This window comes from Paenibacillus cymbidii, assembly GCF_004764705.1.
Taxonomy (GTDB): Bacteria; Bacillota; Bacilli; order Paenibacillales; family NBRC-103111; genus Paenibacillus_AN; species Paenibacillus_AN cymbidii.
Genome location: NZ_SHLX01000028.1, coordinates 1 through 14874, shown reverse-complemented (window position 1 = coordinate 14874; position 14874 = coordinate 1). Strand labels below are relative to the sequence as shown.

11 protein-coding genes are annotated in these 14874 nt (G+C 56.3%); 9 read left to right on the top strand and 2 right to left on the bottom strand.

Annotated elements, in window-relative coordinates; genetic code table 11:
* Nucleotides 1-35: 35 nt before the first annotated feature.
* The 8 genes from EXY20_RS29175 (at nt 36) to EXY20_RS29140 (ending at nt 10732) form a co-directional block, all read left to right on the top strand.
* Nucleotides 36-1658 (top strand): helix-turn-helix domain-containing protein, encoded by a 1623-nt coding sequence (locus EXY20_RS29175; RefSeq protein ID WP_167859609.1) that lies wholly within the window; start codon nt 36-38, stop codon nt 1656-1658.
* A gap of 287 nt (nt 1659-1945) precedes the next feature.
* Nucleotides 1946-2662, top strand: a complete 717-nt coding sequence (locus EXY20_RS29170) for a response regulator transcription factor (RefSeq protein ID WP_235886247.1) — start codon at nt 1946-1948, stop codon at nt 2660-2662.
* The gene (locus tag EXY20_RS29165; protein ID WP_135555839.1) at nt 2659-4485 is read left to right on the top strand and encodes a cache domain-containing sensor histidine kinase; all 1827 of its coding nucleotides are present in this window, start codon (nt 2659-2661) and stop codon (nt 4483-4485) included. Before EXY20_RS29170 ends, EXY20_RS29165 begins: the two co-directional genes overlap by 4 nt.
* 187 nt (nt 4486-4672) lie before the next feature.
* On the top strand, nt 4673-5560 hold the full coding sequence (locus tag EXY20_RS29160) for an ABC transporter permease (RefSeq protein WP_235886254.1): 888 nt from the start codon (nt 4673-4675) through the stop codon (nt 5558-5560).
* Nucleotides 5554-6414 carry a carbohydrate ABC transporter permease gene (locus EXY20_RS29155; protein WP_135555838.1) on the top strand — a complete coding sequence of 287 codons (861 nt, stop codon included), beginning with the start codon at nt 5554-5556 and terminating at the stop codon, nt 6412-6414. Before EXY20_RS29160 ends, EXY20_RS29155 begins: the two co-directional genes overlap by 7 nt.
* Nucleotides 6415-6449: 35 nt before the next feature.
* Nucleotides 6450-7979, top strand: coding sequence for an extracellular solute-binding protein (locus tag EXY20_RS29150; RefSeq protein WP_167859608.1), 1530 nt, complete (start codon nt 6450-6452; stop codon nt 7977-7979).
* Between the two features lie 27 nt (nt 7980-8006).
* Nucleotides 8007-9881 (top strand): FAD-dependent oxidoreductase, encoded by a 1875-nt coding sequence (locus EXY20_RS29145; protein WP_135555834.1) that lies wholly within the window; start codon nt 8007-8009, stop codon nt 9879-9881.
* Nucleotides 9878-10732 carry an FAD-dependent oxidoreductase gene (locus EXY20_RS29140; RefSeq protein ID WP_135555833.1) on the top strand — a complete coding sequence of 285 codons (855 nt, stop codon included), beginning with the start codon at nt 9878-9880 and terminating at the stop codon, nt 10730-10732. The genes EXY20_RS29145 and EXY20_RS29140 overlap by 4 nt, the downstream gene beginning before the upstream one ends.
* A gap of 866 nt (nt 10733-11598) precedes the next feature.
* On the opposite strand, the gene EXY20_RS29130 is transcribed toward EXY20_RS29140, so the two are convergent.
* Together EXY20_RS29130 and EXY20_RS40730 are read right to left on the bottom strand one after the other, a co-directional pair.
* Entirely contained in the window at nt 11599-12393 is a 795-nt protein-coding gene (locus EXY20_RS29130; protein WP_135555829.1) for an endonuclease/exonuclease/phosphatase family protein, read from the bottom strand.
* A gap of 454 nt (nt 12394-12847) precedes the next feature.
* On the bottom strand, nt 12848-12970 hold the full coding sequence (locus EXY20_RS40730; RefSeq protein ID WP_167859607.1) for a DeoR family transcriptional regulator: 123 nt from the start codon (nt 12968-12970) through the stop codon (nt 12848-12850).
* A gap of 236 nt (nt 12971-13206) precedes the next feature.
* Between EXY20_RS40730 and EXY20_RS29120 the strand changes: the two genes are divergently transcribed.
* On the top strand, nt 13207-14733 hold the full coding sequence (locus tag EXY20_RS29120) for a sulfatase-like hydrolase/transferase (RefSeq protein ID WP_135555826.1): 1527 nt from the start codon (nt 13207-13209) through the stop codon (nt 14731-14733).
* Nucleotides 14734-14874 lie beyond the last annotated feature (141 nt).

The following is a 14874-nucleotide window of genomic DNA, read 5'->3' as shown; positions in this document are numbered from 1 at the left end:
CGTACGCGTCATTTTTATGCGGGAGGGATAGGCGGATGGGAAAAACGGCGGGCGATGGCGGAGAGCTGGCGTTGTTTTTGCTCGGTTCGGTGCATTACCGGAAGCGTGCGCGTCCTGCGACGATACGGCTTCGCAGTGTATCCCGACCGATGCTCGTATTCGTCACGCGCGGAGACGGGGCGCTGCTGCTCGACGGGGCGGCGTACAAGCTCGAAGCGGGAAGCTTGTTTTATTTCGCTCCCGGCATGTCGGTGGAGACGGCGGGAGCTTACGGCGAATGGGCGTACTACATCGTGCTGCTGGATACGGCAGTCATCGCCAGGCGCGATGGTGCGCTGTATGCGGCGCCTTCGCTGCGTCTGCCTTCCTTTCTTGTGCCGGGGAGACTGATTGTCACCGATGCGAAGCGGACACTCAAGCGATTCGAGCGGCTATACGTCGAAAGCAGATCGGCTCTTGGATCGGACGCGGACCGCTCGTTGCTGCACGTGCGTTTCCAGGAACTGCTGCATGCTATCGTCGACGGGATGGAGGAGCGCGGTAAGCAGGGGGGTGATGGAGGTATAGGCATCGGCGAAACGATTCGGTTCATGCGGGAGCGCTTTGCCGAGAAAATTACGCTGGCGACGCTTGCCGGCATAGCCGGCTTCACCCCAAGCTCCTATTCCCGGGCGTTTGCGAAGACGATGGGGCAGTCGCCAATCGATTATTTGATCGGACTGCGCATCTCCGGCGCCAAACGGCTCTTGTCGGAAACCGGAAGCCGCGTCAAGGATGTGTCGGCCGCCGTCGGTTTCGAGAACGAATTTTATTTCAGCCGCATCTTCAAACAGCAGGTCGGGATTGCACCTGCGCTTTACATCAAGCGCAGGAAGATTCGCGTGGCGACAGCTTCTTGTCTCGATTATCAGGATAATTTGCAATCGCTCGGCTACGAGCCGGTGGCGAGCGTCAACTGCTTTCGTTACCCATGGATGAGCGACGAGGAGTATGCCCGAATCACGGCCGAACAGATGAATCGGCTCGAGCAAGTACGTCCCGAGCTTATAATCGGCGACTATTTTCATCAGCCGTTAGCCGACCGGCTCGGTGACATCGCTCCGGCGACATTCCTGCCGAGCGAGTCCGATTGGCGGATCATTCATGGCACCATCGCCGAACTGGTCGGTCTGGAGGAGGAAGGCAGGCGGACGATCCGCGGCATGGAACTGCGGGAGCGGGAAGCGGCAAGGGAGCTTGGTCATGCGCTCGGCAACGAAACGATCATCGTGCTGCAAATCAATCACCGGTTGGCCCGGATTCAGGGCACGGTGCGTCATCCGCTCAACGAGCTGCTGTACGGAGGACTCGGCTTAAAACCGGGGGCAAACATTCCGAACAACCATTTCCGCCTTGAACTTCCCCCGGAGCGACTGCCCTCGCTGCAGGCCGACCGGTTGTTCGTGCATCGCAATCATCTGCCCGCCGGCAGCGAGACGGTATACGAGCGAATGCGCGCCACATCGGCATGGAACGCCATTAAGGCCGTTCGTTACGGTCAGGTGCGGCACATTCCCAATTGGTTCCGGATGAGCTGGAACCCGCCCGGCCGCAGCCGCATTATCGACGAGCTATTGCTTTCGGTTTCGGAGCAGCGACAGCCATGGACAAATGAATAAATTCCCCTGCTGTCGCCCCTAGTACAGCATTTCAGTAATCCGTACCTAATAAAAGGGATGCGACGTCTGACCGTTTTCAGTCCGCGAAATTGCGGGCTTTTTTGGTTTTCGGACAATGTTTCTAACCATTGGCAGTGGCATGAACTCGTATGCGAGCATCGTTGATTTTCTGACATTTCGTATGATATTGTGTATATTATTTTGCCCTGGCTGTCGCTAAAATGTGGGCAAACCAGAATGAAACCGGTTGCTTATGCACCCCATGTGCCGAATGTAGGAGGGATATTGTGCGTTATACACGTGTAGTTATTGTCGATGACGAAATTCCGATGCTCGAAAGCTTGCGGTTATTCCCCTGGCAGACGCACGGATTCGAACTGGCGGGCGAGGCGAGGAACGGGCGCGAGGCGCTGGAGCTTTGCCGCCAAACGGCGCCTGCCATTGTAGTTACGGACATCGTCATGCCGGGGATGGACGGCATTCGGCTGACGTACGCCTTAAAGGAATGGAACCCGAACCTGCAGGTGATTCTGCTTACGTGCCACAGCGATTTCGATTACATTCGCCAGGCGCTCGTATCGGGAGCAAGCGATTATTTGTTGAAAGGGACTTACAGCGAAGAGGATTTACTCGATACACTTAACAAAACAAGAAGCAAAATCAACAAAACGATGCCCGCCGAGCCCGAAGTGCGTTACGAAATCAGCCGCGCCATCCGCTTGATCCACGAGCGTATGCACGAACCGCTCTCGTTGACGGAAATCGCCCAGGAAGTAAGCCTGAGCGCCAACCACTTCGGTATCCTGTTTCGCAAGGAAACGGGAGAGTATTTCCAGGATTATGTCAAAAAAGTGCGTATGGATAAAGCAGCCGAACTGCTGCGCAACAGTACGCTGAAGGTGTACGAAATCGCTCAAAGCGTAGGCATTCCGAATTACCGCTATTTTACCGACGTATTCTGCAAGCATTTCCATAAAACGCCCCGGGAGTATAGAGGCATATGAACGCTACAAGCCGATGGGCGCATCTGGCCGAACGAGTGTCGGCCCCTTTCTCGAGCATGTTCGCCAAATTGTTTCTGACCATTGCCGTCGTCAGTCTGCTGGTGTTTACGGGCATGATGTACAAATCTCTCTCGAGCTCGCGTGAAGCGCTATACAACCAGAAGGTGGCGGACATGACGCTGTTTACGGAACGAACGGGCCAATACCTGGATTTGTACTTGCAGAACATCCGCAATATTCTGCTCAATGTGGCTTCCGGGATCGACCTGGACGAGCAGGACGACAGGAAGATCGAAGCTGTCTTGCGCCGTTACGCAGCGCAAAACAGCGAAATCGTCAGCAACCTGTTCGTGTATGACCGCCGCGACCGGCTCATATCCAGCAACCAGGTGCTGTACGAGGTGATCGGGCATCCGGAATTGATGAATATTTTTCGCATCGCTTATGACAATCCCGACTTGATCAATTCCAGCGAGCCTTACTATTCCCCGCTGCTGGTTGACAATACCGTCGCCTTCGCCATTTCCTTGCGGGATGCAAGCGGACAGATCACCGGTATCGCTTTGCTCGAAATCAACACGCTGAAGCTGACCAATCAACTGGGCAGCCAACTGTATGCGGCCGGGCAAACGTTCGCCTTGTTTACAGGAAAGGGCCATATCGTTTCTTATGATCGCAACAGTTCGCTTGTTCCGGGCAAGGCGCTCACCTTCCCGAGCGAAATGACGGACGAATTTGCCGCCGATCTGCTGGGGCTTTCGAACGGTATCGGCCGTGCGGAAGGGAACCGCGGCACCTTGATTACGGTCAAAAGCAACCGCAACCAGCTTGGCTGGTACCTGGTCACGCTGACGGATGAAAAAGCGTTTCGCCAAGGCATCGAAAGCTTGTACGCCAAGTTTGCGCAGATCGGCGCGATCTGGTTCGCGCTGCTGATGCTGCTTGCGCTCGTCACCAGCCGCCACTTCACGATTCCGATCCGCCGGCTTGCGCTGCAGATGGACCGGATTCGCGGCGATCGCATGGGAGCGGCGGTCGAGCCGCTTGCGCGGAAGGACGAAATCGGCCAGCTGTCGTTCAGCTTCAGCATGATGATGGATCGCATTCGCGAATTGATGGAGACGGAACGGCAGCACGTGGAGCGCAAAAAACAACTGGAGATGAAACTGCTGCTGAGCCAGATCAGGCCGCATTTTCTTTGCAATACGCTCGCTTGCATTGGCAGCCTGGCCAAGCAGCACCGAATCAAGGAAGTGGAGCAAACGATCCGTTCGCTCATTATTTTGCTGACGTCGAGCATCGATAAGAAGAAGGAGATCGTCCGCCTGGAGGACGAGCTTGACGGCTTGCTCGCCTACATGCAAATCCAGCAAATGCGCTACGGCGATGCCTTCCGTCTGACGCTCGACGTGCCGCAGCGGCATTTGCAATGCCGGATTCCGAAGCTGATTTTGCAGCCGCTAGTGGAGAATGGCATCTTTCACGGCTTCGAGAATAAGGAGCACGGCACAATTGTCATTCGCACCTGCGAGGTCGGAGCCGATCTTCACCTGACCGTCGAGGACAATGGCAAAGGCATGCCGCCGGAACGACTGCGTCTGTTCGCCGACCCGGCGTATACCGGGGAGCTGCAGGGAGTGGAACGCGACCAGGCAAGCGGCATGAACGGCATGGGACTCGGCAATGTCCGGGAGCGCATCAGGCTGATCTACGGGGAAGCGTACGGCGTTGATGTTGCGTCCGTGCCCGGAGCGGGAACGAAGGTGACCATTCGTTTGCCCGCTATTCCCGATCGCCCCGACCTGCCGGAGAAACAACCATGATGATCTGACAATATCGGGCGAGCGCTGTATATTTTCGCTCTGGGCCCGGGCCTATAATGGAAACAGGTTAAGCGTTTTCAAACAAACGGCTCGGGAGGCCACGACGGTGAACAAAGCAACAGTCAAACGAATAGGCCCGGCGCTTTCCGCGCCCGTTGCCGCTGCGTGGGGCACGGCGGCCAGACGAATATGGAAGCATAAAGTGTTGTATGCGTTTCTGCTGCCGGGCCTGATCTACTACGTCATTTACCGGTATGTGCCTATGTACGGAGCTCTTATCGCCTTTAAGGATTTTAACGTGCTTCGGGGCATTTGGGGCAGTCCGTGGGCGGATCCATGGTACAAACATTTTCAGTATTTTTACGATTCGCCGTACTTCTCGCAGTTGCTGGCGAACACGTTGCTGATCAGTTTGTACAAGCTGCTCTGGGGCATGCCTCCGGGGATCGTGCTGGCTTTGCTTCTGCACGAGGTGCAGCGGAAGACGTTCAAGCGGATCGTGCAAACGATTACGTATATGCCCCATTTTCTGTCGTGGGTGATCATCTACGGGATTCTGCTCGCTTTTTTATCCGAATCGAGCGGGCTTGTCAATTACTGGCTGAAGTCGGGCATCGGTCATTCGATCCCGTTCCTGACGTCGCCGACATGGTTCCGCAGCATTCTGGTCGGTTCGGAAATTTGGCAAAATCTCGGCTGGAGCTCCATTTTGTATCTCGCCGCCATCGCCGGGATCGATCCGACGCTCTACGAAGCCGCCCGCTCCGATGGCGCCGGACGGCTGCGGATGATGTGGCATATTACGCTGCCGGGAATCCGTTCCGTTATCGTGCTGTTGTTCGTGCTGCGACTCGGGCATATTCTTGACGCCGGCTTCGATCAAATCTACATCATGTACAACATCCAGGTGTATCCGGTGGCCGATATTCTCGATACGTGGGTGTTCCGCGTCGGCTTGCAGCAGTTGAACTTCAGTCTGGGTGCCGCCGTTGGGCTGTTCAAATCGTTGATCGGCGTGCTGCTGGTCGTATGCGCGAACCAACTGGCGAAGAAATGGGGAGAAGGCATATGGTAACCGTTGGTCGGGCGCGAGTATTTTCCGTTTTCGTCTACACGCTCCTTATCGTCCTGTCGGCCAGCATCGTATTTCCGCTGCTTTATGTCGTTTCGGTTTCGATTACGCCTTACAGCGAGGTGCTGAAGCATGGCGGGTTCATCATTATCCCAAGCAAGGTGACGTTTGCCGCATATACGGCATTTCTCAACAACTCATTGATACCGACCGCTTACGGTGTAACGGTGTTTATTACAGTCGTCGGCACGTTGGTCAATCTCGCGCTGACGTCGCTGATGGCCTACCCGCTCAGCAAATCTTATTTGCCCGGACGCAACAAGCTGTTGCTGCTGCTCGTGTTTACGCTGCTGTTCAGCGGCGGCATGATTCCTACTTATCTGATTGTCAAAGAAACCGGGTTGATCAATTCGCTTTGGTCGATGATCGTGCCTTCGGCGGTCGGGACGTTCAGCCTGCTGATGATGAAGACGTTTTTCGAACAGCTGCCGGCGAGCCTCGACGATGCGGCGCGGATTGACGGGGCGGGGGAGTTGCGCATTTTTGCCCGTCTGGTGCTGCCCTTGTCCATGCCGATTATGGCCACAATCGGGTTATTCTACTCGGTTGGGCATTGGAACGAATTTTTTCAGGCCGTCATGTATGTCAACAATCCCGTCAAATGGCCGCTGCAGGTGATATTGAAGGGCATATTGATGCAAGCGATGAATCCCGATCTGAATTTCGAGGAAACGCTGCCGACGGAATCGATGCAGATGTCGGCCGTTGTGCTTACTGCATTGCCCATACTCGTTATCTACCCTTTCGTCCAGCAGTATTTTACCCAAGGGAAGCTGCTTGGATCGATCAAGGGATAAGATATAAAACATCAAAAGGGATGGTGGATGGACAAGTGAAAAGATGGGTGGCAGCAATCATGATTGGCACGTTCGGCATGGGAGCGGTATTGTCCGGATGCGGCGGAGACAGCGGATCCAAGGATAAGACGGCAACGTCCGCATCCCCCGGTGCCGCACAAGCGGCGAAGTCGCCGGAGCCGAAAGCGAAGGAACCGGTCAAATTCAGCGTATTCGTCGGCGGCAGCGGATTGCCGACGCCGGATAAGGATCCGATTTTGCAGCAGCTGAACAAAGACCTGAACATGGACATGGAGTTTACCGCTGCGCCGAGCGATTACGCCCAGCAGCTTAATGTGAAGATCGCCGGCGGTACGCCTCCCGACGTTTTCATCTTGACGAGAGATCCGATGAAAACGTATTCGCAGCAGGGCGTTCTGCTGGAGCTCGGCCCTTATCTCGACAAAATGCCGAACATCAAACAAACGTATACAGATGCGATGCTGAACATGGGGCGGGTGGACGGCAAATTGTTTGCGATTCCCGCCAGGCCCGATGTCCCGGGGCAAACGTTCTGGATCCGCAATGACTGGCTGGCCAACGTCGGGTTGAAGTCGCCGGCGACGACCGCGGAGTTCAAGCAGATGCTGATCGCTTTTACCGACAAGGATCCGGACGGCAACGGCAAGAAGGACACATACGGGCTTACCGGCAACGGACTCGGCGCGTTCAGCGGGCTGTTCTCCGCCTTCGGCACAGCCGATCCGGGCCAGTACATGATCGTCGACAACAAAGTCGTCTATTCGACCACCGCCCCGCAGATGAAAGAGGCGCTTGCCTTTATCGCCGAACTGGTCGCGCTGAAAGTCGTCGATCCCGAAATTATGGCCAACCAGGGCACGAAGGATCGGGAGAAAGCGATCAAGGGTCAAGCAGGCGCCTTGTACCGTCATTGGGGCGATATGGGCAAGACGGCGCAAGTGGAGGAGTACAAGAGCATCAATCCGAAGGCGGAATGGGTGCAGCTCGATGCGTTGACCGGGCCCGGCGGCAAGCTGCAGGGCATTTGGGACAAAGGACAAACGCCGGGCCGTGTCGCTTTGTCCAAATCGCTGGAGAAAAATCCCGACAAGCTGAACAAGGTGCTCGAATACTTGAACTACATTACCGACCCCGGCAAGGGGCAAACGCTGGTCAATTACGGTATCGAGGGTACGAATTACAAGGTAGAGAACGGCAAAATCGTCGTTACGAATGCGGCGAACTATTCCATCCTGCATCAGTTGACGCGCCGCAACGAACAGGAATATTTGAGCACCAAATTTCCGGCGGAGTCGCCGCTGATCAAGTTTGCCGTCAACCAGCCTCGCATTTCGGTATACAAAGAGTTCGTTTCGCCACCGAGCGGGGTGGTCGTCGAAGACAAGACACGCTACGAAACGGAAGAGCTGACGAAATTCATCTACGGCACCCGGCCTTTGTCGCAGTTCGACGATTTTGTCAAAACGTTGAATGACACCTATAAGCTGCCGCTTTACTTGCAACAGGCGGAAAAAGATTTGAAGGCGGCCGGCGTGCTGAAGTAAATCGGAGCGCAAGAAGGATGGGGGAGCATGCGCATGGAACAAGAGCTCGTTACTGACGTATTGGTCGTGGGCGGCGGAACTGCCGGCTGTTTGGCCGCGCTGGCCGCCGCCGAGGAAGGGGCGCGCGTCGTTCTGCTGGAGCGGGACGACGCCCTCGGCGGCGTAGGGACGCGGGCGGGCATTAATGCATACTGGTACGGCTCGACCGGCGGCATCCAGCATGCGGTGGACAGCCGTTGCCGCGAATGGGCCGAAGCCTTCGGCGTCAAATCGGCGGGCTTCCATCCTGACGCCAAACGGGCGGCGCTGACCGGCATGCTAGCAGAGCGTGGTGTCGATATCCGGCTGCAGGCGATCGTTTACGGCTTCCTGACCGATGGCGAGCGGATTGCCGGCGTCATGGCTTCCACGCCCGGCGCGATATGGCGCGTGCAGGCGCATGTGACCGTTGACGCTACGGGCGACGGCGATGTGGCCGCCGGAATGGGAGAGGCGTTTACGTTAGGGCGGGAAAGCGACGGCGCGACCAATGCCTGCTCGCTTGTCCCGCGTACCGTGGAGCCGAATGGGGCGATCGCCCATTTGAATTATGATTGCGGTTTTGTCGATCCTACCGATCCATGGGATGTATCGGTGCATTACCGCATCGGCCGGCAGCGAATCGCCGACTTGTATGCGTCAGGGACGGCGCCGCGCATATACGCCGTCGCGCCCCAGCTCGGCGTCCGCGAAGGCAGACATATCGTCGGCGATTACGTGCTGACCTGGGACGATTATGCGAGCAATCGCCCGTTCCCGGACACGGTGATGACCTGCTATTCCCATTATGATCTGCACAACATGGATATCGGCTTCGAACAGGACGACTACGAAACGTGGACGACGATTTACGGGCAATTCATGCACATGTCGCGGGCATCGATCCCGTATCGTTGCCTGCTGCCCCGCAAGACGGAGTCGCTGCTGCTCGCCAGCCGTGCCTTCTCGGTAGACCGCGAAGCCGGCATGGCCGTCCGTATGCAGCGGGACATGCAGAAGCTCGGCGAAACGGCGGGCGTGGCGGCGGCGATGGCCGTACGCGAGGGCGTCACGCCCCGGCGGCTCGATATTACGCGACTGCAGGAGCGGCTCATCGAACGGGGCGTGCTGTCCCGGGAAACGCTGCGCGAGCCGGCGCCGGTCGGCTATCAGTTCGCCACGGGCGAGCTGCATGGCCGCGGTTTGACCGCTGCGGACGCGCATCGTTGCGCCCGTGAGCTGACCGGTTATTTCGGCACCGCCGAGGAAGGCAAAGCGGTACTGTGGCTGGCCGCAGCGGAAGAAGCCGTCGATTCCGTCTTGCTTCCACTGCTGCGGCACGCGGAATATCCGAAGCGTCGCGGAGCCGCATTTGCGCTTGGCGCCCGAGGCAACGGGGCGGCGATTCCGGTTCTGATCGAGGTGTTCGAGCGCCGCGACGGAGAAACGGACGACGGCTATAAAAACATGCCGCGATGGATTGGGGCGCTGGTGCTGCTCAGGAGGCTGGGCTGCGAGACAGTGATGATCCCGCTGCTCGAGCTTATTGCCGAGGAGTATCCGGTGCACTACTACTCGCTGTTCCTCAAATACTTCGAAACGATGAGAACGAAGCTTCCGGAGCCAATCGCCCGCCGTCTCGCCGGCGAGCTGCGTTCGCTGGCCGACCGGTTGCGAGAACGGGAGACTTCGCGAGTGACGCACGGCGGCCTGTCGAGCGACTATACGCCTTATGCCGCGCTGCATGCGGCGAAGCTGCTGAACGAGATCGGCGACGATGCGTCGGGCGCAGCAATCGGCTGCCAGTATGCCAACCATGAGAGCGCGTTCGTCCGCAGATTGGCCCAATCACTCCAATTATCCGAAGGAGGGCGGCAGCAATGAGGGAGATTAGCCGATCGTTCGATGCCGGCACCTACGACGCTGTTGTCTACGGAGGCGGTATTCGGGGCACAATGCTTGCGGCGCGTCTGGCTCTGCAGGGAGACAAAACGCTGCTCGTGGAGCGGGGCGGAGGATGCATGGGAGAGATCGCCTGGAGCCGCTGGACGCGGCTCGATCTCGACTTCGCCCATACCGGAGAGGCCGGCGAACCGGCCGGAATGTATACGGAATGGCTTACTCAGGCCGGGGGTTATCGGGACGGGCGGGTTGAGCCGTGTCTGGCCACGATCGTTGCCGATCGGTTGTTGCGGCAGCTGGGAGTGGACGTCTTGTTCGAGGCCGGATTTCTTGCGGCCGGCGACGAACCGCACGTTCACGAACTGGCGCTCCGAGGGCAGAAGGGGCGGGTGCGGGCGCAAGCTTTTTACCAGACGATGAACGAAACCCGCTGTGACAGCGAAATATGGGCGCTAACGCTGATGAATGCCAAGCTGCCGGAATTTGCCGATCAAATGCTTGAAACGGCTGGGGGGCCGATTCCGGCGCGGTTCGAACGGGGCTTTTACGAGGATGAAACGCTCGCTTACGTCCTGATGACAGGCACAGCCGCACAACCGGCCGGCCAGATGCAGTCGTTTTATGCCAGACTCGGCGAAATCCTTCTTGCCTTGCGAACATCGGATCCGGCACTCGCCGCTGCCCGTCTGGCACATATAGGCGACAAGCCGCTGCTATGGTCAAGCGGCCATGAATCGCCTCATGACCTTTGGAACTCGGTGAAAAGACGGCTCGAAAGTCGGTTCGTTCTGTCAGATGCCGACTTAAAGTGTTCCAACAAGGCAACAGTTTGACAGAAGTCTTTGCAGGAATTACGGTCAGGGAAGGAGCAGATTGCAGCGGCAGGCAACTGCTCCTTTTGTCTTGTTGTCAGATGGATATTATTTTTCAACGGTCCATTGAGCTACCGGGCAGATTAGTTCGAACTGGAGCTAACGGAACTGAGCGCCGCTACCGGACGAAATAATAGATTATAAGCCAGCTTAACGGAACTGAGCGCGGTTATTCAGCAATCAATGGTGCAAATACGCCTGCCAAACGCCCAATAACGGCGCTGAGTTCCGTTGCGATGCGATTCATCGGGTTGTGCCTATGAATAAGGGCGCTGGGTTCCGCCAAATCATATCGAAAATGGAAGGCGGGGGATTATGAATTGGGTACTCCATTCGAAATGTATTATGGAGTGCCTGGGCAGGGCGCACGAAATTATAGGCGAAAAATCATCTATAATAATGGTTGGACCTGCCCATTCCAGCGATTATATGCGATATTTCATACATAATTCGCGATTTTAGCCTCATTTTCGAAATTATATGTGAAAAATCATCTTTAATCTCTGCATCCATCCGTTCTCATCAATCGATCCATAGTTAATTGACGGCCCATTTTTTTGCGAAATAGGCAAAACATGGCCTATTTGGCAAGGGGGGAGTTGGCGGATGAGGGAATGGCGCGCATAAAGCAATGTGTCTGTTCCAAGATAGGCGATCCTCTCTCACAAGGCCAGCCTTCCCTAGCAGCAGCCCAGCCCAACCCAACCCAACCCAACCCAACCCAACCCAACCCAACCCAACCCCAAAAGAAACGTCAGGGTGATCTTTCTTGATGGTTTTTTCTTAATGCCTATACGCACAGTTCAACAAAAAACGGGCAGTTATCTTCAAGAAGACATTCTTCCTTGTTTCGTCAGATCCACTTTCGCCGCGACCGGATAGTGATCCGAAAGATAGATGCCATCCGAACAATCCGTCCACAGGAAACCTTCGGACTTGTATTGACGGGCGGCGGCATCTGCAAAGATATAATCGATCTTCACGAAACGACCATCATCCCCATCCCCGCGTCCAAAATTATGGAAGGTTGCCTCTCCCGCAGGAGCAAGATCGGCAAAACCCAAAGACTTGCAGTAACGAATCGTCGCGCTGTCCGGATCAGCATTAAAATCGCCAAGGACGAAAGTGGGGGCCTTCAGAAACTGACGGTCCGAGTCGATTTGCTCCATAAGCTGCTTGATACCAGCCACTCTCGCGCCTTCGCCGATATGGTCAAGATGCACGTTGTAGACGTAAAGCTTCAAACCGGATTGTTTATCGGCGAGCAGAGCACTGACTACAATTCGGGGGCATTCGCTTTGATCGGCAAACCGGCTTCCGGGAACCTTCGGAGTAGGGGAGAGCCAGAAAACGGAACTGCTCAGCAAGACAGTGGTCGATTTGCGAACGGCTATAGCAAGCGCCTCCCCGCCTAAATCGGCATTGCGTCCATGTCCGACAAAGTTATACTCCGGAAGATGGCGTTCTAAATATTGCCGAATATGAGGGGAGACTTCCTGGAAGGCCATTATATCAGGAGCTTCTTGATCGATTTTATCCAAAATTTCTCCGGCTCGGTGCCTGAAGGCATTGATTCCATCCCCGGCCCAACTTCCGCGTAAATTGAATGTTACGATATACATTTACGCCACCTGCCTTCTTTTTTCTGATGGTGCGCCAAGTCTCCGTGTTTGATTATAAAGACGGGTTTGGAATGTGACAAGTAATAATAGGATCGCTCAAGCAGTGATCCGCGTAGTGAAGAAAACGGGAGTAGCGACGGGAACGGCGGACCGACGTTAATCCTCATCCGTAAACCTTCCTAATCGTGGCGATCCATGGATCGACAGGGCGCTGCCGATGCCGTAGGCGATAAAGCTGCCGATTACTGCATACCCGCCAACTGATTGGTGATCTGCAACGAGTTCACTATCTCGGACATCGACCAGGATCAACAATACCTTCTCATTCGTCGCTTATAAACGGAATCGTATTCTTCGCAAGGTTTTGTTTGAGGGCTCTGTTTTCCTCCATATGGTTTTCGAGATTTGCGAAGCTTTTCATCTTTCTGTTGGACACCCCCCCCATGGACGCGTTTCAGCGCTGGTTCTCTAAATATTCCAAATCGCGCCGTACCGTTTCAATTGATACTCCGAACAACTTCATAAGCTCAGAAACGGAAATGGATGATTTTCGTTCCAGTAGCTCGACAATTCTCACACGACGTTCATTTGCAAACAATTACCGGTAGGGGTGGATCAGCATCTACTCACCGTCTGGTCACACTTTGGCAGTTTTGAAAATAAAATGATTGTTTCTCTGCATATCGGGATCATCGCAGGTGTGATACGCTAATTCAACGGCAAAGCGTTTGTTGTATAGCTTGTTTCGGCGAACCGCGCCGAGTGCAATGCAATGACGCCCCTGTATGATGACGAACCGACGGAGATGACGATATGGATGGTCAATCGACGCGACCGAACATTTTGCTGATCATGACTGACCAGCAGCGCTGCGACAGTCTGGGGTGTTACGGAAGCGAGTTTGTCCGCACGCCGTCGCTGGATCGACTTGCCGCGGACGGATTGCTGTTCACGCGTGCCTACTGTACGAACCCGGTGTGCACGCCGAGCCGCGTCAGTCTGTTCACCGGCATGCACGTCGGCAGCCACGGCGCATGGAACATCGGCACCATTGCCGAAGACAACGGCACATTCCTCTCCGCCCGACTGGCGGAAGCGGGATATGACACCCGTTATGTCGGCAAGGCGCATTTCAGCTCCTGGGCCGCCTCGCCGCAGCGCTCGCTCGAAAGCTTTCACGACGACTGGGAGCGGAATTTCCGCCGTTTCCCCACGCCTTACTACGGATTCGAGCACGCGGAGTTGTCGATGGGACATACGAGCTTCGGGCATTTCGGCCACTACGGCCTCTGGCTGAGGGAGAAGCTGGGCGATAAACGCCCCGCGGAGCTGGTTCGTAAGGCGAAGAGCATTCACCGTTTCGGAGCGGAAGCGTACGATTGGGACATGCCGGTGGAGCTGCACAACAGCAGCTGGGTAGCGGAAAGAACGGTGCATGCGCTGCGTGAAGCCAAGGCTGCAGGGAAGCCGTTTCTGATTGCGGCCAGCTTTCAGGACCCGCATCACCCTCATTGCCTGCCGGCGTCGCTCGGCGGCACGGTTGACCCAAGCCGGGTACCGCCGCCCCTCTGGAGCGAGGGAGAGTTGGACGACAAGCCGCCGCATTTCAAATCGGCGCATGAGGGAGAACACGCATACCCGACCAAGGCGCCGTTTCGGACCGGCAAAGAGTACCCGGATGCGTTCAGCGCAGTAGAGGCGGAAGAAGCGCAATTGGCGCGGGCTTACTACTACGCGATGGTGCAGCTGGTCGACCGCTGTGCGGGTGTCATTTTGGACGAATTGGCCGGTCTTGGACTGGTCGACAACACGATCGTCGTTTTCACCACGGATCATGGCGAGCTGCTCGGGGATCACGGCCTGTGGCTGAAAGGCCCGTTTCACTACGAGCAGCTCATTAATGTTCCGCTGCTGCTGCGCTGGCCGGCCGGCTTGCGGCGCACCGGCGTTTGCGCCAGCCTCGCAAGCTTGGCCGACCTCGCTCCGACGCTGCTCGAGGCGGCCGGACAGCAGGTGCCGGGCTGGATCGACGGCCACAGCCTGATGCCCCTGCTGCGAAACGAGCAACCTGCTGTCAGACAGCACGCCTTCATCGAATATGTCGATACGGTTGACGACCTGCGGTTGAAAACGGTTGTGACCGAGCGGTACAAGCTGACTGTCTATCATCGCCGCGAGTACGGCGAGCTCTACGATTTGCGCGAGGATCCCCGCGAAACGGTCAATCTGTTTCATGCGCCGGCCATGCAGCAGGTGAAAATGCGGCTGATGGCGCTCATCGTCGACGAGATGGAGAAGCCCGAGAGCAAGCTGCGCCGGCCGCGAATCGGATCGTCCTGAACAGAGGTCGGCAGGAGAGCAGCGGTACGATGTCAAGACCCTGAATGAAGGAGATTCTCGCGTACCGTCACTTTTTCAGGGGGTGTCCCGAAAAACGGCAAACGCAAACTAAACCTGCCCTACCTAGAATTTCAGATATTT